Source organism: Citrobacter tructae (assembly GCF_004684345.1).
Classification (GTDB): domain Bacteria; phylum Pseudomonadota; class Gammaproteobacteria; order Enterobacterales; family Enterobacteriaceae; genus Citrobacter; species Citrobacter tructae.
This window is the reverse complement of record NZ_CP038469.1, coordinates 4,265,130-4,285,688: the sequence shown is the minus strand read 5'-3', so window position 1 is coordinate 4,285,688 and position 20,559 is coordinate 4,265,130. Positions and strand designations below refer to the sequence as shown.

The 20,559-nt window shown below is 52.5% G+C and carries 15 protein-coding genes and 1 tRNA gene; 3 read left to right on the top strand and 13 right to left on the bottom strand.

Annotated features, from left to right (window positions below):
- Positions 1-10 precede the first annotated feature (10 nt).
- Genes E4Z61_RS21190 through E4Z61_RS21175 form a run of 4 tightly spaced genes read right to left on the bottom strand, consistent with a single transcriptional unit; the run spans position 11 to position 4,552 of the window.
- Positions 11-1,429: a YlbE family protein gene (locus E4Z61_RS21190; RefSeq protein ID WP_135324433.1), complete on the bottom strand. Its 1,419-nt coding sequence runs from the start codon at positions 1,427-1,429 to the stop codon at positions 11-13.
- On the bottom strand, positions 1,429-2,976 hold the full coding sequence (gene fdrA / locus E4Z61_RS21185; RefSeq protein ID WP_135324432.1) for an acyl-CoA synthetase FdrA: 1,548 nt from the start codon (positions 2,974-2,976) through the stop codon (positions 1,429-1,431). The genes E4Z61_RS21190 and fdrA overlap by 1 nt, the downstream gene beginning before the upstream one ends.
- Positions 2,954-3,853, bottom strand: coding sequence for an oxamate carbamoyltransferase subunit AllH family protein (locus E4Z61_RS21180; RefSeq protein WP_240703887.1), 900 nt, complete (start codon positions 3,851-3,853; stop codon positions 2,954-2,956). Before E4Z61_RS21180 ends, fdrA begins: the two co-directional genes overlap by 23 nt.
- Before the next feature lie 15 nt (positions 3,854-3,868).
- Positions 3,869-4,552, bottom strand: coding sequence for an ankyrin repeat domain-containing protein (locus E4Z61_RS21175; protein ID WP_332593089.1), 684 nt, complete (start codon positions 4,550-4,552; stop codon positions 3,869-3,871).
- 315 nt (positions 4,553-4,867) lie between these two features.
- On the opposite strand from E4Z61_RS21175, the gene E4Z61_RS21170 reads away from it, so the two are divergent.
- Positions 4,868-5,797: a LysR substrate-binding domain-containing protein gene (locus tag E4Z61_RS21170; RefSeq protein ID WP_135324429.1), complete on the top strand. Its 930-nt coding sequence runs from the start codon at positions 4,868-4,870 to the stop codon at positions 5,795-5,797.
- A gap of 42 nt (positions 5,798-5,839) precedes the next feature.
- On the opposite strand, the gene E4Z61_RS21165 is transcribed toward E4Z61_RS21170, so the two are convergent.
- The 6 genes from E4Z61_RS21165 to pgaA all read right to left on the bottom strand — a co-directional run bounded on the left by E4Z61_RS21165 (position 5,840) and on the right by pgaA (position 12,768).
- Complete coding sequence (locus E4Z61_RS21165; RefSeq protein WP_135324428.1) at positions 5,840-6,112, bottom strand: GNAT family N-acetyltransferase; 273 nt, start codon at positions 6,110-6,112, stop codon at positions 5,840-5,842.
- A 12-nt stretch (positions 6,113-6,124) separates the two neighbouring features.
- Positions 6,125-6,355, bottom strand: coding sequence for a 4Fe-4S mono-cluster protein YjdI (gene yjdI / locus E4Z61_RS21160; protein WP_135324427.1), 231 nt, complete (start codon positions 6,353-6,355; stop codon positions 6,125-6,127).
- A gap of 85 nt (positions 6,356-6,440) precedes the next feature.
- Positions 6,441-6,947 (bottom strand): poly-beta-1,6-N-acetyl-D-glucosamine biosynthesis protein PgaD, encoded by a 507-nt coding sequence (gene pgaD, locus E4Z61_RS21155; RefSeq protein ID WP_135324426.1) that lies wholly within the window; start codon positions 6,945-6,947, stop codon positions 6,441-6,443.
- On the bottom strand, positions 6,944-8,278 hold the full coding sequence (gene pgaC, locus E4Z61_RS21150; protein WP_135324425.1) for a poly-beta-1,6-N-acetyl-D-glucosamine synthase: 1,335 nt from the start codon (positions 8,276-8,278) through the stop codon (positions 6,944-6,946). The genes pgaD and pgaC overlap by 4 nt, the downstream gene beginning before the upstream one ends.
- A complete protein-coding gene (gene pgaB, locus E4Z61_RS21145) occupies positions 8,275-10,296 on the bottom strand; it encodes a poly-beta-1,6-N-acetyl-D-glucosamine N-deacetylase PgaB (RefSeq protein WP_135324424.1) in 2,022 nt (673 codons plus the stop codon). Before pgaB ends, pgaC begins: the two co-directional genes overlap by 4 nt.
- A gap of 9 nt (positions 10,297-10,305) precedes the next feature.
- Entirely contained in the window at positions 10,306-12,768 is a 2,463-nt protein-coding gene (gene pgaA, locus E4Z61_RS21140; RefSeq protein ID WP_135324423.1) for a poly-beta-1,6 N-acetyl-D-glucosamine export porin PgaA, read from the bottom strand.
- A gap of 817 nt (positions 12,769-13,585) precedes the next feature.
- Here pgaA and E4Z61_RS21135 point away from each other — a divergent pair.
- Positions 13,586-17,125 (top strand): inverse autotransporter beta domain-containing protein, encoded by a 3,540-nt coding sequence (locus E4Z61_RS21135; protein WP_135324422.1) that lies wholly within the window; start codon positions 13,586-13,588, stop codon positions 17,123-17,125.
- Positions 17,126-17,364: 239 nt separating this feature from the next.
- Here E4Z61_RS21135 and E4Z61_RS21130 read toward each other — a convergent pair.
- Positions 17,365-17,438 (bottom strand) — tRNA-Gly (locus E4Z61_RS21130).
- A gap of 79 nt (positions 17,439-17,517) precedes the next feature.
- Entirely contained in the window at positions 17,518-18,276 is a 759-nt protein-coding gene (gene actS, locus E4Z61_RS21125; RefSeq protein WP_135324421.1) for an amidase activator ActS, read from the bottom strand.
- A gap of 166 nt (positions 18,277-18,442) precedes the next feature.
- Between actS and idi the strand changes: the two genes are divergently transcribed.
- A complete protein-coding gene (idi, locus tag E4Z61_RS21120; protein WP_135324420.1) occupies positions 18,443-18,991 on the top strand; it encodes an isopentenyl-diphosphate Delta-isomerase in 549 nt (182 codons plus the stop codon).
- Between the two features lie 44 nt (positions 18,992-19,035).
- Here idi and lysS read toward each other — a convergent pair whose 3' ends face one another.
- A complete protein-coding gene (lysS, locus tag E4Z61_RS21115) occupies positions 19,036-20,553 on the bottom strand; it encodes a lysine--tRNA ligase (RefSeq protein WP_135324419.1) in 1,518 nt (505 codons plus the stop codon).
- Positions 20,554-20,559: the final 6 nt, after the last annotated feature.

Sequence of the window (20,559 nt, the reverse complement as noted above, 5' to 3'; positions counted from 1 at the left end):
CCGATTGTTGTTATTGGCAGTAGCGATCGCGCCAGCGGAGGATCGCCTTTTCAAAACAGGCAAACGGCGGGTGTACAATTCCCGCGCCGATCATGCCGATCCCCGCATCTTTGTGCGCAATCGCGGTGTTGATCACCGGCAGTATGCCGGTGCTGCCCACGCGCGTGATGTCGATAGCGGTCGGTACGCCCATAAAACCGAGCAGCGGAATGGTGACGTTCGGGTTTTCGCCCAGCGTGATTTCACGCATCTGGCGAGAGAAATCAACCGCCTCTTCTACCGTACCGCCGACCAGCGCCACAATAGCCGGCGCCGTCGCCATGGCGAAACCGCCAATGCCGTAGGTTTCGGTAATCGCGCTGTCACCGATATCGCGCCCGGAATCTTCCGGCTTGTAGCCCGCAAACATCGGACCAATCACCTGCTGAGCCGGGCCGGTAAACCACTGACCCGGTAAACCGCTGACGCGCAAACCGAACTCGACGCCGTTACGCGCCATCGTCGTCACCACTGTGCTGTACTCAATGCCGTGCGCGGCATCCATCGCGGCTTTACACATCGCCATCCACGTCGGTCCGGAGAAGTAGTCGCTGCTGAGGACGAACTCGAAGACTTCGCGCTGCTGCGCGACCGGATAACCGGTCTGGATGATCCACGGGGTCAGCGCCTGAATTAACAGTGCCGTCCCGGCGTTGTTGCGGTTATGGCACTCATCGCCCATGTGCAGCGCCTGTGCCAGCATCAGACGCAGATCGATTTCGCCCGCCAGTTTCATCGCATCACGCAGCATCGGCCCCATCACATCGCGCATCCAGTTCAGGCGATCGATAACGCTCTGATCGTTCGCACCCATACGCAGGATCTTCGCCATTTGCTCGCTCATATTGGTATATGCGCGGTTGCCGTAGGTTTTGTTCTCAACGATGTGCATGAACATTGACGCCGACGTCACGCCCGCCATCGATCCCACGCAGTCATGCTCGTGGCACGGCGAGAAGATAATTTCGCCGGAGGCGGCCAGTTCAGCGGCGGCAGCCAGATCTTTCGCCAGTCCTTCAAACACCAGCGCGCCGGTGACTGCGCCCTTCATTGCGCCGCACATGTTTTCCCAACGGGTAGGCGGTCCGGCATGCAGGATGGTGTTACGGGTCATGCCCGGCACCACGTTGATCGCCTGGTCATAACCAATCAGCACCGGATGCGACTTAATAATACGTTCCAGCGCCTGCTGGTTAGCGGCAGCGATTTTGTCTGCCAGCGGCGAATCGGTAATCTCGTCCAGCGCAGCAACCACCTGCATGTTGCCCTGGCCCGGCGGCGTCCAGTCGAGCTGGGTCACGGGTACGTTCTGCTTTTTCAGGTCATCGCTGAACATCGCGATGCCAACGTTAATCACGTTCAGCGGCTGGGTAAACAGCGTCTGGCTCATCAGGCTTCCTCCCCTTTACAGATAAATTCACGCGCCAGCAATCCGGTGTTGGTGCTGCTGCTCGCCCAGATGACGCCAGCATCAGTCAGCATCTGGCACTGTTTTTCCAGCGACGGCGTATCCAAATCGGTGCCCAGCACGTAGCCAAGAATCTCCAGCGGACGTCCATCTGCGGCGGCGATCGCTTTTGCTTCAACGATCGCGTCGAGCATCACGCCGACCGGATCTTCATGCGATCCAAAGCCAAGGACGAAATCCATCACGATCACGCCCACTTCCGGATCCCGCGCTTCCTGCAATAAACGGCTGATACGGTTGGTTGGATCGATCATCGGATGCGGTTTACCGTTGGTAAAATCATCATCACCGAAATCAAGGAAGGTGTGCGCGACGCTGCGGTTGAGATCTTGCAGGCGGAACGCCGGGTCCGGATGAATGTTGCTGTAAACTTCCGCATGTTTTTCCATGGCGGCAAACATCGCCTCATCGCATAGAGTGCCGCCGCAGAATAGCCCACGAATATATTTTTGCTGCGGTGTCAGACGCGCGCGCACTTCTTCAATCAGCGGCCAGTTGAGCGGATGCAGATCCAGACTCTCCTTTTTCACGCCGCTTAACAGGACCGCTCGTAGCGCCGCATCTTTAGTGCCACGGGCGAACTGCAATCCGTCTTCATCCGCCATCGCAACGTCACGTCCGAGGAAGCACACCACCACCGGTTTGTGACAGGTACGTGCGCGATCCAGCACTTTACGCGCCACAGCAGGTGCTGGTGGCTTGGAGATCAGCGCGATGATCTCGGTTTGCGGATCGGCTTCCAGCATATTCATCGCGTCGAGCATCATCAGGCCGCCAATCTTTTCACTCAGATCGCGTCCGCCGGTGCCAATAAGCTGGGAAATGCCGCCACCAAATTCATGAATGCGCACGCTCAGTTCCTGGCTACCGGTACCGGATGCGCCGATAATCCCGATATTGCCGCAACGCACTGCGTTACCAAAACACAGCGCCGCGCCGTTAATAATGGCGGTCCCGCAGTCTGGCCCCATCATCAACAGTCCTTTTTCGTGCGCCAGTTGTTTCAGCGCCAGCTCGTCGTCGAGGGACACGTTGTCAGAGAACAGCATCACGTTGAGGTTGTTTTGCAGCGCCTGACGCGCTTCACGTGCCGCGAACAGGCCGTTGACGGAAATCATTGCCAGGTTACTGTCGGGAACGTGCTTCTTCGCACTGGCAAGCGTCGCATAGCGCGCTTCGTGCTGACCGCCCTGCTCTTTATGCGTAAACAGCTCGTCGATAGCCACCAGCGTCTGCTCGTTCGCCGCCTCGCTCGCGCCTTTGATGACAATCATCAGATCGCCACTCTTCGCCTCTTCCAGTTCAGACGTCAGCAGGCCAAGATTCTTCAGCACGCCTTTGTTCATTTCCGTTGCCATCGCCACAAACGCCTGCTCCACGCCATCGAGCTTGTTAGCGCGCGTTGAGATAGACATCAGTGACACAGAATCAAAATACGTGTTCTTTTTAACAACTATCCTGATCGACATAATTCCCTCCAGACCGGTGGCTCAGGGCGCAGGCGTCCGCCATGCCGTACAGCATGTCGCAGCCAGAACTTGAGCCGATATTTTTAATGTCAGTAATATATTGCGTAGCAACATGGTGTTGCTGAGTAATAATATGAGTTACCAGCCGCGCGACGTTTTCCCGATAACGCTGATGAAAAGCCTCTTCCAGCGTTATTTTACTGAGTAATGTCGTGTTATTCCCTTCACTCTGTATGGCGGCTAAAAAATCTTGTCGATATTTCTTTAATGGATGCTGGTTAATAAATAAAATTGTACTTAAGCCCACTAAATAATCATCAGATGATGGCGTTAAGCCAATTCCCAAACCGATTAACTGGCCGACAGCGGCAGAAATATCTTCACCGTTATCCAGTGCGGTGATTAATGCCCGGCGGCGCAACTGTAATTCACGGGCGATTTCCTGATAAAACGGGTTATCTCCCTGGTACAAAAATAATGTGTCGTGGTGATTAAGCTGTTGCCGGATAACCTCTGACCAGCCACGCCAGGAAATTGCTGCGAAGTGGTCTGCATCTGCTGACCAGATCGGCATTTGCCACGCCTGGCAATCGGATGTTGTTATCCATTTATCAGTACCAACGGCTATCCCTGACTGGGTAAAACTCACCGGCTCACCGGGTTGAAACAGATCTTCGCAATGCGTCAGCGCCAGCCGACAGCTGTTAGGCGCGTTATCGCCGCTCTCGCTCAGTAAAGTGAACAATCGCTGCTGTTCGGGTATGAACAGGTTCACCGCGCGGGAAAAAACCTGTTCAACTCGCCCCGTTCCCCGAAATTCAAGAAACGCGCCGTCGGCGGTTAGCGCCGCTACGCATCGCCGTGTTGGCGTGGCGATAGTGGCGCTCCTCGGTCAGGCTCCGGCGGCAATCAACAGCTCGGCGATTTGGTGATACCCTTTCTCCCGCGCCAGTTCCAGCGGGGTCTTGCCATATTTATCCGTCATGTGCGGGTTAGCGCCATTTTCAAGCAGCAGCTTGACGATTTCCTGCTGCTTCGCGCCGCCGTCGTTGAGTACGATGGCTTCCAGCAGCGGCGTCCAGCCGACAAAATTGGTATGGTTGACGTTGATTTCGGTACGCAGAAGCAGCTCGCGCACGATCTCCACATGACCTTTTTCGCTGGCAGGTGTAATGCCGACGCCACCAAAACGGCTCAGGCAATTAAGATCGGGGTTAGCCGGTAATACCAAACGCAGCAGCGTTAAGTCATTCGTCAGGCAGCTAATCAGGAATGGATTAAAGCAGGTTTGATCTTGCTTATTAATATCGGCACCGGCCTCAATCAATAAAGAAACGCAGTCATAATGTTTATTCAGGCTGGCAATAATTATGGCAGTACGCCCCTGGCGATTGGTCGCGTTAATATCCACATTTTTTGCCAGACAGGATTTTAATCCCTGTGCATTGCCCTGCTCTGCCGCCAGCAGAAATTCAGTAATGAGTTCTTTCTCTGACATAATTCCTCTCCTGCAGTTTTTAAGGCTTTTTAAAATTCCGATAACCTGAGAATAGCAACAGAGTGATAAGAATAACATCCGCTTAAATTTCATTCATCGTTAGTGAGGCGATTGTTGAATAGTATTTAACAATGAGAGTAAAACGTGCTGTAGTGCAATCTTTCCCTTATGGCTGACGCTCTTTTACGTGCTAATCAGTCGTCCGAGTAATTAAGCGGTATGCTGCGCGGATAGCGGCCTACAACTAAAGGACAGAAGTGTGATTGCCTTCAAATCAAATGTAAGTTTAGTGTTAAATTCTGTTCAAAACTGATTGCTCTGTATAAGGATTACAAATACATTCAACAATCATCGTATGGCGGGCGGTAGCCTTGTGGTCGGAAGGGAGAGAGGATGAATTCAATTTTTACCGAGGAGAACCTGCTGGCGTTCACCATGGTGGCGCGCTACAGCAGTTTCAGCAAGGCCGCTGAGGAACTGGGTTTAACCACCTCCGCCATTAGCTACACCATCAAGCGAATGGAGACAGGGCTGGACGTGGTGCTGTTTACCCGCAGTACTCGCAGCATTGAGCTGACCGAGTCCGGCCGCTATTTCTTCCGTAAAGCGACCGATCTGCTGAACGACTTCCACGCTATCAAGCGCAGCATTGATACCATCGCCCAAGGTATCGAGGCGCGAGTGCGCATCTGTATTAACCAGTTGCTCTACACCCCGCAGCATACCGCGCGGCTGCTGCAGGCACTCAAAAAGCAGTTTCCAACCTGTCAGATAACCGTGACCACTGAGGTCTATAACGGCGTCTGGGATTCCATCATTAATAACCTGGCCAACATCGCCATTGGCGCACCGGATACCCTACTCGACGGTGGTGGAATTGATTACACCGAGATCGGGGCGATCCGCTGGTCATTTGCCATCGCCCCAGATCACCCGCTGGCCTTTATGCCCGAGCCGATCTCAGAGAGCCAGCTGCGGCTGTACCCGAATATCATGGTGGAAGACACTGCGCACACGATTAACAAGAAGGTCGGCTGGCTGCTGCACGGACAGGAGTCTATTCTGGTCCCCGATTTTAATACCAAGTGTCAGTGCCAGATCCTCGGTGAAGGTATTGGCTTTTTGCCGGACTACATGGTGCGCGAGGCGATGGAAAAGTCGCTACTGGTGATGCGCCAGATCCACAACCCGCGTCAGGATTCACGCATGCTGCTGGCGACCCAGCATTCGGCAACTGGTCGGGTAACTCAGTGGATTAAAAAAGAATTTGGTCCGCAAGGTGTGCTGACGGGGATTTATCAGGATCTGCTGCATCGGGAGTGATGTGCCGGATGGCGGCGATACCTTCCGGCAAAATCAGGATTGTCAGGCGCGGATATCGTCGTACTCACGGGTTTTATCGAACTCGTGTTTAGCAAACGGGCACAGCGGAATAACCTTGCGGTTTTCAGCGCGCATTTTCTCCACCACCTTCGCTACCAGCTGTTTACCGACGCCCTGGCCTTTCAGGCTGGGATCAACATCGGTATGTTCAATGATGCTCAGATGTTCGCCCGTCGGCACGAAGACAATCTCGGCAACCTGGTTGCCCTGTGCATCGTTCACATAGAACTTATTGTGGCCTGCAAGAATTTCCATGGTTCCCCTCACTCATTTCTGGCGATATTTCAGCGCACCACTCGGACAGGTATCGATAACCTTAATAACCGTCGCGACATCCACTTCATCCGGGACTATCCACGGTTTACGCTTCAGGTTGAAAAGCTTCGCGCTTCCCCGCACGCAGTTGCCCGAATGCTGACACATCGCCGTGTTGAAGTAGACGTCAATCTTCTCGCCGGTATAGGCCCGGTAACCTGCATCCAGTAGTTCCTTATCCACGACATTGCCTCGCATTTTTTTATTCTCTGGGTCTAATCATAGACCTATGCGAGTCTGAAGGAAGCAACTGGCGGCAGAAATAATATCACTCAGGCCTTGTTTGCAACGACGGCTCCCGCTCTGGCGACAAATACTCCAGCATCGCAGGCGTTGGTGGCGGCAATCGGTTATCGGCGATGTGCTTGTCGACATCGACATGGCTGATTTCACCGTTCTCGTGATGGTGGACCGTCAGCACCCTCGCCTTGTTTAGTTCCGTAACCAGTTCCCGGGTAATGCGTAAACTTTCCGCCAGTTCATGGTCTTCCAGTCCAGGTCTGCGGCTGCGTCGCTCCACTCGAAAACGATACTGGTTGTACTTTGCCCAGCCAATCAGCACCAGACCGTTGACCAGGGCGACAAGGATATAAAACGTTACCGTATCCAGCGTGGTGAAAAAGGGCCGTACTCCCATATATGGCGAGTGTGCCAGTGCGGTGATCAGCCCTTTATAAATCAGGTAAATAAACCCAATCCAGGCAACCAGCGTCAACAGCACGTCGATCGCCCGTGGCAGAAAACGCTGTTCGGTAAAGATCAGAGGTTGGTTCATGATTCGATCCTCCCTATTCCACGGTCAGGACTGACCCAGCGCGCCCTGCCGCGTTTGCGCTTGAGCATGACTTTGGGGAACGCTACCAGCGTGGTGAACAGGCTCAGCATCCAGTACACCACCGGGAACCAGATAATCCAGAACAACGAGGCGCCAATACCTTTTTCATAGCGTCGTTCGATCATCAGACTTACCGCAAACTGGAGCAGGCAGACCACGCCAAGAATTAACCCGGTGAATGCCGGTGGGAACAAGTTTTGCACATACAGCGAGTCGGGCATCGGGATCATTAATCCCAACAGGAACAGCACGATACTGATCGCATAGGCAAAAGACCAGGCGGTCGAAAAACAGAACTCAAGGAACAGCGGCCACATGCGGCGGAACTCCCACGACCACAGGCGGCGCATGTTAACGATAAACACCTCGGCCCCCCCTTGCGCCCAGCGCAGGCGCTGTTTCCACAACCCTCTTAACGTTTCAGGCATCAGGATCCAGCACAGTGCGCGCGGCTCAAAGAATACCGACCAGTGGCGCAACTGCAGCTTCCAACTGATGTCGATATCTTCGGTGATCATGTCCGGGCTCCAGTATCCGACCTCAGCCAGCGCACGACGACGAAACGCGGCAACTACGCCAGAAACGGTAAAGATCTGCCCATAGACTCGCTGGGTACGTTTAATCAGGCCGATGATCGACGAGAACTCGCCAACCTGCACGCGACCAATCAACGTGGAACGGGTACGAATTCGCGGGTTCCCGGTGACCGCACCAACGCGCGGGAACTGGATCAGCGGGGCCACAATATACGCAACCGCATCGCGATCCAGTAACGCATCGCCATCAATACACACCAAGTAATCGCTGCGCGCCGCCGCCGCACCGGTTTTAAGCGCCAGCGCTTTGCCCTGGTTTTCAGCCAAATGAATCACCCGCAAGCTCGGGTGTTCCACTGCCAGCTGTTCCAGCACGTCGTGGGTGTCATCCGTCGAACCGTCGTTGATGGCAATGACTTCAATGTTTTTATAACGCTGCGCCAGCGCTGCACCGATGGTTTCGCGCGCGTTGATCCCCTCGTTAAAACACGGGATCAGAATCGAAACCAGCGGATTCCCCTCCAGCGTGGGTGGCGGTGTATCGTCTCCCCATTTCCAGTGACGTTCACGGTAAAACCAGAAGTACACCCCGCCGCTTATCCACAATGCAGACATGAACAAGGGCCAGAAGAAGACGAAGTTCAGCATCACTTCACCCGTAAAGACTACAGCCACGCCAAACGGCAGGCTGAACATCAGGCAAAGTATCAGGAAAGCAATAATGCGATCGGTCATTTTTGCGGGTACCAGTATGATGAGAACGTCGAGCGAATCTCTGACATCTCGGGTTTGTCGCTGATGAAATCATCCGGGTAATAACCGTAGTTACCTGCGCCACTTAATTTAAGCTGACGCATCCATTCGGCTATCTGTTTACCACTGATTTCGGCCTGTTCGCCGGATTTACGCCAGTCACGTGCCTGCAGTTCAAATACGGTCTTATCCAGCGCGCCAGGGGTCTGTGCAACGGCATTCACCAGTCTGTCGAGCCATGCGTTAGCATCATTGGCTGGAATATTTTCCATCAATGGCATCGCCATGGGTGCAGTCCAATCGTAGGTATTAAGGAAATCATTCAGGTTTTGTGCAAACCAGGCTTCGCTTTCAGGTTCCAGTACTGGCATAGCGTAAATATTGCGCGCAGTTTGTACCTGCGGACCGCGAATGTTACGCACCGAACGCGTCAGCTGCTGGGTAAAGTCGATCAGCATCTTACTTTTCAGGCGAGTCCAGCGCTCAAATGCCTGCGGATCGTTACGGATTTTCTCAATACTATCCGGAAGGCCCGCAGCGCGGTAGGCGGCTAACGCCTCCGGCGATGCATCTTCGAAGTCCGTCAGGAACGCATCGTCATGGAACAAAATACCTTTGAAGCTGGCGTGCTTCGCCAGGTCTTCATAGATCTCAGTGATGCGTTTACGCGCTTCGCTATCCCAGGGAGACAGACGGACATAGCTCTCGTGATTGATCGCACTGCGCCCCGTTTTCGGATCCCACGCGGTTACGCGTGGAATAGAGGCGTCGAGATCGAAAGCCAAAACTGGCATCCAGGCATACACCGTCACCCCTGCCCGCGTTTGTAATTGCCAGGAGATGTAGTTAAAGAGATCGGCACGCATCGGCAGCCAGCGGTTAGGGAAATAGAGTTCGCGAATATTCCCGTCGCCTTTAGGGTCGGCATACGCCTGCAGGAAAACATGTGAAATACGCATGTCGTAAACACGCTGAATCAGCTTATCAATGTTTCTCTTCTGCTGGGCAGGATCTTTGTCATACACATAATCCAGATCGACATGCATCACGCGCATCGTCTGCGGTTCTCGCACCTGAGCAACCTGACTGGCAAAACGTTTGAGAGAAGGGTTATCCGATATCAGTACACGCGGAATATCATCAAGAAACGCCGCATTCGCCAGCCCTTCGTTGAGCGTAAACGCCATCTTATAACCATGCTCTTTGGCAAGGGTTAAGGTTGTGCCGTTGGCCGCTCCGTACGGCCACACCCACGCACGCGGTGATTTCCCGGTTACAGACTTAATTTTGTTGGTGATCAATGAGATATCGGTATTTATGCGGCGGTAATACTGCTCATCCGTTTCATAAGTACCGGTTTTCTTATCGTACAGGCGGTTCGCCACTGCCGGTTCTTTACTTCCCTGCGGATTTGCCAGGCCGCCGAAATGCGAGGCCCAAGTGTGCGCACCAACCTCCACCAACGGTGATTTGCCCATTTCCTCGACCATTTTCCAGGTGGCGAATTTATCCCTGGCCGTCATCAGGCCGCCAAAATCCACTTTTTTGTCGGCGGGGGCATCCACCCAACTTCCCACCGGTGCCCATAGTGCAGGCCAGTTGTAGGCTTTCAGCAGCGGCCAGACGCGGGTATAAAAACTGCTATAGCCGTCATCGAAGGTGAGTAATACCGCTTTTTCCGGCAGCACGATTTTACCGTCATGGGCATCGAGAATTTGCTGCACGCTGATCGGGTTATAGCCATTATCACGTAGCCAGCCCATCTGATCGCTCAACGCACTGGTGCGCACAGAGAGGTAGCGCTGATCGGCGGCGCCATCCTCGACATCGTGATAGCCCAGCACCAGGAAACTATTTTTTGGCCACGGATGGTCCGCCGTCAGCGCGGTCCTCTCTCCCGGAGGAACATAGCGAGGCGTCGTATTGTGCGCACTACTGCACGCGGTAATCATTAACCAGCCAGCGATGAGTGCGCTAAGCCACAGGCATCTTTTCAGCATGAACAATCCTTAAAACCTGACATTCAAATCGAAAGCGAGGGAGATATTCCGCTCACGTTTACCGTCGTAGGGGCGTTTATCCCACACCAGCATCACCCCGCCATCCACGACGTTGTTCCATTTAAGCCGCTGTCCGTATCCCACCTGAACGATGGCGCCCACGTCTTCACCTTGCTGCCAGTAGCCACCTACGCCAGCCACGCCTTGCTGCGTCCACACAGTGTCATAGTGGCGGTAAAGAACCTGCTCTGCGGCAAGCCCTGGTACAACGGAAAAATCACTCTTAGGGTTGTAATACGGCACATTCTCTTTGGTGTTGGTACTTCCACCGATGCCCGGTGTGAAGTCCAGCGTGAAGCGCGGCGTCGTCCACATGCGCTCTTTTCCGCTCAGCCCGTACTCGATACGATCGTTACCATCCGAGAAATGTGAAGCGGCAAACGACAACTGATACTCTCGTCGTTCATTTTGATACCAGCGGACAAACATATCCCCGCCGTTTGCGTACACACCGCTACGCAATGCGCGCAGCGGGGTATTACGTGAAAGACGCTCCGCCGAACCGCCAACGCGCCAGTTATCATTGAAATCATGCCAGCCAGAAAGACGGCCACCTATTTTCTGACCATCGCCATAATTACGGCCTGAAACTTCCATTTCTGCCCAGTAGTCACGGGAGGTCCATTCCGCACCGGCAGCCAGATCGCGGCTGATGCCTTTACCTTCTTCAAATTCACCAGTGGCAAAGTTGAATCCGGTAAACAGTCGCCAGTTGTCATTGATCGGCGGGCTGTAAATGGCGGTATTGATGTTGAAGTCATTCTTACCGCTGACCGGGCTATCAGAGGAGATCCCCTGTGTTCCGCTAATCCGCACTTCCGACATTTTGTGCACGTCACGGATGCGCGCGAGGCGCAGCGTCGCTTCATCATCCGGACTACGGACGATGACGTCATCAGTCAGTTCATCGGCCTGCTTCCATTCCTGAAGATCCAGTGCCACATAAGCCTGCTGACGCTCCAGCTCCAGATTGCTTGGCTCGATCACTTCCGCAAGCTTCAGCTCTTTCTCGGCCGCATGCGGCAAGCCGCGGGCTTCGAGCACAGAAGAGTAGAGTATACGCAGTCCCTGGTTACCCGAGCCTGTACGTGCCAGATGTTCCGTCAGCTTTTCGGCTTCAGGCAGCTCATTGGCGGCAATGTAATATTGCGCAAGCAACGTCTGGCCAAGCAGCCAGTTATCGTTAGGCTGCGGCGTGGGCGAACCATAGATCCGTCGCAGATACGGACTGTCTTTAATTAACGTATCGACCTGTTTTTTGGCATCAACAAAGTTTTCATTATCAATATGCGCATAGAACAGATCTTGCTGATCTTCAGGGCCGAGCGGCGTAACGGGTAACGGCCCGTTCGGGTAGTAGATGCTCATCAGCATCGCTTCGGTTTTTTCCGGCTGACGTTCGCTTAACCACGCGGAAGCCACCCAGCGTTTTGCATAGTTGGGGATTTCACCTTCGGCAGAAAGTGACTCATATTCCGTAATGACTTCAGCAGTGCGCTTGCGTACCAGCAAGGCACCCATGCGGTCAATCCTCGCCCGACGCACATCGCCCTGGGCAGAGGGATCATCTTTCCACGCGGTAAGCAGTTGGTCATACCGGACAAGGGCTTTATCCGCCACGATAAAACGTTCTTCTTCGTTGCGCGCTGTAGTATAAGAGGAGCGCACTTTTTCGGCGGCGGCATCAAGCGCAAGACGACGCTTAACAGGGTCGGATGTTGGAACCTCTTCCGCCAGTCCCAGCGCAGGTTCAGCGATGCGGTTGGCTGACATCGCAGACAACAACGTAGATTTTGCATTTTTATTGTTCGGATCAACGTCAACTGCCTGACTGGCGACAAGCAACGCGTCCCAGTTTTTATTCTGCGAATGATACACGTAGGCAAGCAAGGCATCAGAATCGGCGCCCGGATGAGCCTGTGCCCATTTATTCGCTTCGGTCAGGGCTTGTTGATTGTAACGGGCATCGGCCAGCGTCATTATCCAGCCAGTACGAATATCCGCGTTGTCAGGCTCTTCCTGCAACACGCTTTCCCAGATCGCTAACGAATCATTCCAGCTTTTCTGATTGCGATACGCACGCGCAGCGGCGACTTTGCCACGCGCAGGCACATCCACCTTTCCGCGATACTGCTGCCAGATAGCAATCGTTGCTTTATCGTTGTTATCGACCCAGCCAGAGACTTGCAGCCAGTCGGCAACCTGATTGGGCGTGAGCGCGCTTTTCTTTCCCTGATCCTCGAGGTAGCGCAATAGCGGCGCACTATTCCCCCCCCGGGCTTCAATAATCAAAGCATCATAATCTGATACTGCCGCAGAGATTTGCATGGGGAAAAGAACGCTGGCCGTAAATAAACAACTTACAGACTTAAAGCGTTTAATGAAATTGGCATGTCGACGCATACTGAACATATCTTCCCTTATATCTTACATCATAGTAAAAATAAGCGTTATCAATAGGTTATCGTCACTCCTTGACGGTTGCCGACCATGTAAAAAAACAGTGCCGCTTATTTAGCAATGTGGTTTTAACCCATTTAATTCTTTCGTCTTATTGACGACCAGCACCTCATCCACTAGCACAAGAAGAGGTCAGAAACTCATGAATTTTAACACTACGCGAACACGGTGGCTACGCGATAGGAAAACTCCTAAGCAAAAAAAGTATTTTAGACTAAATTCTCCTAATACTCTTGGGATCGAATACTGCGTTTAGATAATTTGGGACAGCAAAACCATGCAACGCCGTTTATTATTACCAATAAATATAAAACCGCAGCGTAACTGTTTGCCTGTTAACCATTTTGAAAACAGTAAACAGAAAAATGCCAGGAATGTCTCTGCGGGCCAGGCTGTACTCAAGGGCGGCGCTGCGGCTGCTAATGGGTAAAAGACACCGCATCATGCGGTTACACATTAAGATGCTCGTTTGCAGATTAATTTCCACAAGACTGTGTGTTTAATTTATTAGAAAACCGCCACATTGAATATATTAAACACACGTCAATAACCGCTCCAAATAAAAAATTTTCTTAATCTATCATCTATTGGAACATCATATTTCAAAGCTACTTACAGCAACAGTTAAATAAATATCCCACAGTGTAAAAACATCCAGCTATTTGTTCCACAAACACCTCTTGAAATTTTCTATAAAATACATATAGTACGCATCCCGTTCATAACATGGAATAACCTTTGATTTTTTTAATTGATATTGGAGTTACGAATGTCAAATAAGAAAATTTCGCGGAACAATGGGGCAACAGGCCCCGTTAACAAGGTTGTAGCATGGTCAACGATCGCTTTGCAGGCCCTGTATCCTGCGCTTCTCAGCTTCACGCCAACAATCAGCCATGCGTCAGCCGTTAAGGCATCACAAACCGCTGAACAGCAGGAGGTGCGCGCCCTGTCTTCCTTAGCAGCCCAGGCTGGCAGGAGTATTGAAAACGGCCATGCAGGAAGCTTTGCTGCAAATACCGTATCAGCGCAGGCAACGAAGGAAGTGGTAGAGTGGCTGCAGCAGTACGGTAATGCACGTATTCAACTCAACGTGGATGAATCTTTCTCTTTGAAAGATTCCGCATTTGATTTCCTTTATCCGTGGGTTGATAAAAAACAACATGTTTTATTTAGCCAAACATCGCTTCATCGTACGGATGACAGAACCCAAACCAATATTGGCGTGGGTTATCGCTACTTCACGCCAGATAATTCGATGCTGGGTGCAAACCTGTTTTACGACTACGATTTAAGTCGTCATCACGCACGTATGGGCGCGGGTATTGAGTACTGGCGAGATTATTTACACGCAGGCGCAAATGCATATTTGCGGTTATCAAAATGGAAAGATTCTCATAACCTGGAAGATTATCAGGAACGTCCGGCTGATGGCTGGGATATCTATACCAAGGGTTGGTTGCCGTCGTATCCGCAACTGGGTGCATCGCTTAAATATGAAAAGTATTACGGCAAGAATGTCGGTCTTTTTGGCCGCGACCACCTGCAGGAGAATCCTTACGCCTTTACGGGCGGGATCACCTATACACCGGTTCCGCTGGTTACGCTTTCTGCTGAACACAAGCAGGGGGAGAGCAATACACATGACTCACGCTTTGGCATTGAGATTAACTATCGCCCCGGCATCCCGCTGGCGAAGCAACTGGACAGCGACAACGTTGCGGTAATGCGTGAAGTTCAGCACGGGCGCTACGATTTTGTCGAACGTAATAACAATATTGTTCTGGAGTACCGCAAAAAATCGGTGCTGAAAATTAGCCTGCCTGAGAGCGTTCAAGGGGAAGGAGGGACCGTTGTCCCGGTGACTATTTCACTGGATAAATCCCGCTGGGGCATTCAGTCGGTTGAGTGGAACGATAGCGCATTTACCGCCGCCGGGGGACGCATTTCCGGTCGCGGTACTTCATGGCAGTTGACGTTGCCGACCTATACACCTGGCGGCACTAATCACTGGCAGATTGGCGCAACGGCGCGAGATGTAAAAGGAAACGTCTCTAACTATGCGGTGATGAACGTGACGGTAACGGGGAGTTCAGCCTCTGTCGGCACGATGGAATTCACGCTGAACGGTGAACATGAGCCGATTATCGCTGCTGACGGACAATCACAGCATCCGGTTACGCTGGTACTAAAAGATGCCAATGACCAACCGTTAACAGGACTTGCACATGATATTGAACTGTCTTTGGCATTTACGCCCGACACGCAGGTAAACCGTCAACGTTCTGCCCAGACCCCGACGTTGGGCGACGTTCAGGAAACCCGTACCGGGGTGTATACCGCGATGCTGACGCCGGGTTTAACTGCGGGTACGGCGCGCATCACCGCGAAAATTATGGGTAAAACAGAAACTCTGACAGTTAAGCTGAAAGCGGTTTCCGCCGAGGCGACGAAATCGACATTGACAGTAACGCCCGTAGAACAGGTTGTTGGGCATCCCATCAATCTGACGTTAGACGCCAGGGATAATGACGGGAACGCCATCACCGGTGATGATAGCTTACGTTTTTATGCGGTTTCAGCCAGCGGCGAGGTTAGTTTTACTGCCGTAGAAGAAAAAGACGGCGTGTATACCGCCAAAGCAACGTCCGAACTGGCTCAGGCGACGCGTATAGGTGTGACATCTGAAAAACACGATTTCTCCGGGCTGGAAAAACCGGCCAACTGGATTGCCGACAAGACGCAGCCGGTGATTCAGTCTTTTAACCTGGCTCGGGACAATGCGCTGGCGGATGGTAAGCAGAGTAACATCGCGAGGGTTACCCTGACTGACCGTTATGGCAATGCGCTGTCCGGATACACCATCACACTGGAATTACCGCCAGAGGTGAAGGTCGTGAATGGGGACAACGTTGTTACGACCGATGCCAAAGGGGAGGCGACATTCTCACTGATCAGTTCAACGCCGGGAACCTATGATATTAAGCTGAGCGTAGGAAACATCAGCTCATCACTGAGCGTAACATTTGCCTCTGCAATGGCGGGTGCAACGTTGTCTCTGGCTGCCAAAGACAATGGCGCAATAACCAATATTGCAGCAAACGGTCGTGATGGCGCCACGCTTGAGATCAAGCTCGACAATGCTGCCATGTCGGTTGCAGGACAGAAAGTGGAGCTGATCGTTGAACCACAGGGGCTCGTGTATCCGGACAAAATAACCACCGATAAAGAGGGTTACGCCACGGTGACGTTAACCACTGTTAAGGCCGGTAATTACACCGTTAAAGCCAGAGCTACGGACGGGGAACATCATATTGAGTCCTCGACCATTGAACTGGGCTTTGTACCTGATATCACCAGCGCGGTAGTGAATTTGACGGCACCGACAGAGAGCATCGTGGCTAACGCTTCAACGGCTCATGAAATTCAGGTACAGGTCGTAGACGGCCAAAATAACCCGTTTAGTGGTGACGTGCGCCTGACCAGCGAACCCGCCAGTGGATTAAAACTGGACCAGTCCGTGCTGACATTGGATGAAAAGGGAGTGGCATCAACAACCTTCGTTGCCGCTGAGGCCGGAAACTATCAATTACGGGCAACCTTCGTGAACGAGCGTCAGCCCATTACGGCGACTAAGACTATTGAAGTGCTGTCGGATCTCCAAAATGCATCGTTGGCGATCACGCCTTCATCGACATCAGCCGTGGTAAGTGACGTGGACAACGTGACGTTTACCCTGCATCTGACCGATGCTTCAGGGATCGACATCAGCAATCGTAAGCTGAAAATTACGGCCACAGGACCATCGTCAAGCGATCCTCTGGTGATTGACAATACACTTGTCACCACCGATGAATCCGGCACTGCAACCGTGAATGTCCACGGCCATAAGGCGGGTCGCTACACGCTGACCGCCACGCTGGCTGAACACGGAAGTCGTGTTTCCGCGAATGCTTCGCTGACGCTGAATGCCGATGCCCAGAATCCAGTGCTCACTCTGGAGCAGGATCCTGGCTATGCCGTTGCCAATCTTGAACCGGTAGGCTTTATGGCCCGATTGCGGGATAAATTCGGTAATCCGTTAAACGGCAATGTCGAATTTAGCGCGGGCAGCAAAGCCAAACCCGATACAGGAACCTTTACGATGACGCCGGATAAAACCAGTTTTAAGTTAGGGAATGCCTACTCTGAACTGAGAACGGATACCGCAGGTGAAAGTTGGGTGAAGGTGAAGGCAACAACAGGGACGCAAACACTGGAAAAAGAGTTAACCGTCTGGGTGGTTGAGGACCACAAGCCGAAATCCTGATCCCGGATATAAGCAGGGGGGAGTCACTATGCGGGTGGCTACCCCCTTCTTTTTCTCCCCGAACTTTCTCTATGCTGAAGCATTATCACTTTAGACTGACCCCACTCCGGAAGCCCTCAAACAGGCCTAGTCGCTTGGCCCTGGGGGAGTACAATTGAGTTCAATAGACTAATAGAATGCTATAACTGCTGATTTATCGAGGAAAAATTGAGTTTGATATACTTCAGGAGAGTTGAATTTGGAGCGGGCGAAGGGAATCGAACCCTCGTATAGAGCTTGGGAAGCTCTCGTTCTACCATTGAACTACGCCCGCATTGAAGTGCGTAAGGGATTATAAACCTTACACACTTCCTGGCAAGGGGCTGACCATCTGACTGGCGATTAATTCACCGTCAGCATTTTGGCTTACTGCCTTGCGGCGGCAGATAACGTAGCGGATCGATAGCCGTCGCGCGATAGCGGATCTGGAAATGCAGGCGTACTGAGGCCGCATCTGAACTGCCCATGGTGGCAATTTTCTGCCCAGCCTTCACGTTTTGTCCGTTGTTTACCAACAGCGTGTCGTTATGAGCGTAAGCAGTAATGTAATCTTCACCATGTTTAATCATCACGAGGTTACCGTAGCCACGCAACTGATTGCCAACATAAACCACCTTACCCGCTCCAGCCGCATAAACTGGCGTACCGCGCGCGGCAGAGATATCAATCCCCTTATTGCCACCTTCCGCCGTGGAGTATGGCAGAATCACCTTCCCACTGGCCGGCCACTGCCAGCAGCGTTGCCCCACCGGCGGCCAGGATGACTGCGGCACAGAGGAAGACGGTCTGGCTGCTGCTGTTTTGGTGGAGGATTTCGATTTTGTTTTAGCCGATGCGGTGCTGGTTTTCGCGCCACCGCTAACCTTGAGCTTTTGCCCGACTTCAATGGTATAAGGGGGTGAAATGTTGTTCAGGCGAGCGATATCTTTGACGCTGGTCCCTGTCGCACGTGAAATACGATATAACGTATCTCCCCGTTTCACGGTATACACGGAGCCGGAATAACTTCCTGTATCAGACGACTGGTTCCCGGAGCACCCTGCTAACAGCAGGCCAGCACACAGCAGCATCGCAATACCCAAGCCATTTTTCTTCAGGCGTCCTGCACTCAAAACAATTCCTCGCAACATTTTAAGACGCTTTATCATAGCAGCCAGATGCCGGATGCCAAATCATATCGCGACGCGAATCGTCTGTTCAGGCATTTCACACCGACGGATAATCAATCTGTCGCAATTAATCATATAATAGTGATGCTTAAGATTAATGGTGGACGCTATGCGACAGGAACACGTCATTTTGTTAAATGAGCAGGGACAGCCCTGCGGAACACTGGAAAAGTATGCGGCGCATACCGCGACAACGCCCCTGCACTCTGCTTTCTCGTGCTGGCTATTTAACGATCAGGGTCAACTGTTAGTAACCCGCCGTTCGCTGCACAAAAAAGCCTGGCCCGGCGTCTGGACCAACTCCGTCTGCGGCCATCCGCAGTCCGGTGAAACAATTACTGACGCCATTATCCGCCGCGCTCATTTCGAAATGGGCACAGAGATCGCCGAACTCACCCCTGTGTATCCTGATTTTCGCTACTGCGCCGCAGATCCCAGTGGGATTGTGGAAAACGAAGTTTGCCCGGTCTACGCCGCGCAGGTCGTGAGTCAGCTACAGCCGAATCCGGATGAAGTGATGGACTACCAGTGGAGTGAACTCGAGGATGTTTTATGCGCGCTGGATACCACTCCGTGGGCCTTCAGCCCGTGGATGGTATTGCAGACAGCAAATCCTACAGCAAGAGCATCACTGCTGAATTTCGCACGCCGCAAATAAAAAACCCCGACACATGGCCGGGGCTTTACTTTACATTTTAAGGCTTATTTAACCGGACGCATCGCAGGGAACAGGATCACGTCGCGGATAGTGTGGCTGTTGGTGAACAGCATGACCATACGGTCGATACCAATACCCAAGCCAGCTGTCGGCGGCAGACCGTGTTCCAGAGCGGTAACATAATCTTCGTCGTAGAACATCGCTTCGTCATCGCCAGCATCTTTGGCGTTAACCTGATCCTGGAAACGCTGAGCCTGATCTTCTGCATCGTTCAGCTCGCTGAAGCCGTTACCGATTTCACGTCCACCGATGAAGAATTCGAAGCGGTCAGTGATTTCCGGGTTTTCATCATTACGACGCGCCAGCGGAGAAACCTCTGCCGGATACTCGGTAATGAAGGTCGGTTGAATCAGGTGCGCTTCCGCCACTTCTTCAAAAATCTCAGTCACAATACGACCCAGACCCCAGCTCTTCTCTACTTTGATGCCGATAGATTCAGCAATCGCTTTAGCAGAGTCGAAGCTGTCCAGATCCGCCATATTGGTTTCCGGACGATATTTCTGAATCGCTTCACGCATGGTCAGTTTTTCGAACGGTTTACCAAAGTCGAAAACTTCCTCGCCGTAAGGAACTTCGGTGGTTCCCAGAACGTCTTGCGCCAACGTACGGAACAGAGATTCGGTCAGTTCGATCAGATCTTTGTAGTCCGCATAAGCCATATAGAGTTCCATCATGGTGAACTCTGGGTTATGACGAACGGAGATACCTTCGTTACGGAAGTTACGGTTAATTTCGAACACACGTTCGAAACCACCAACCACCAGACGCTTGAGGTATAGTTCCGGCGCGATGCGCAGGTACATGTCCAGATCCAGCGCATTATGATGGGTGATGAACGGGCGTGCAGCAGCACCGCCAGGGATCACCTGCATCATCGGGGTTTCCACTTCCATAAAGCCACGACCGACCATGAACTGACGGATACCCGCCATGATCTGTGAACGCACTTTAAAAGTGTTGCGAGATTCATCGTTAGAGATGAGATCCAGGTAGCGTTGACGATAACGCGCTTCTTGATCCTGCAGGCCGTGGAATTTGTCCGGCAGCGGGCGCAGCGCTTTGGTCAGCAGACGCAACTCGGTGCAATGGATGGACAGCTCGCCGGTTTTAGTCTTAAACAACTTACCTTTCGCGCCGAGGATATCGCCCAAATCCCATTTTTTAAACTGCTCGTTGTAGACGCCTTCCGGCAGATCGTCGCGAGCAACGTACAGCTGAATACGGCCACCAACGTCCTGCAGCGTCACGAATGAGGCTTTGCCCATAATGCGGCGGGTCATCATACGACCAGCGACGGATACCTCAATGTTCAGCGCTTCCAGCTCTTCGTTTTCTTTCGCGTCGAAGTCAGCGTGCAGTTGGTCTGAGGTATGATCGCGACGGAAATCGTTCGGGAACGGGATCCCCTGCTCGCGCAGGTTAGCCAGCTTTTCACGGCGCGTTTTCAGTTCATTGTTAAGATCGGCTACCGCGTCAGCGCCCTGTGCGTGTTGTTCAGACATGTTGGT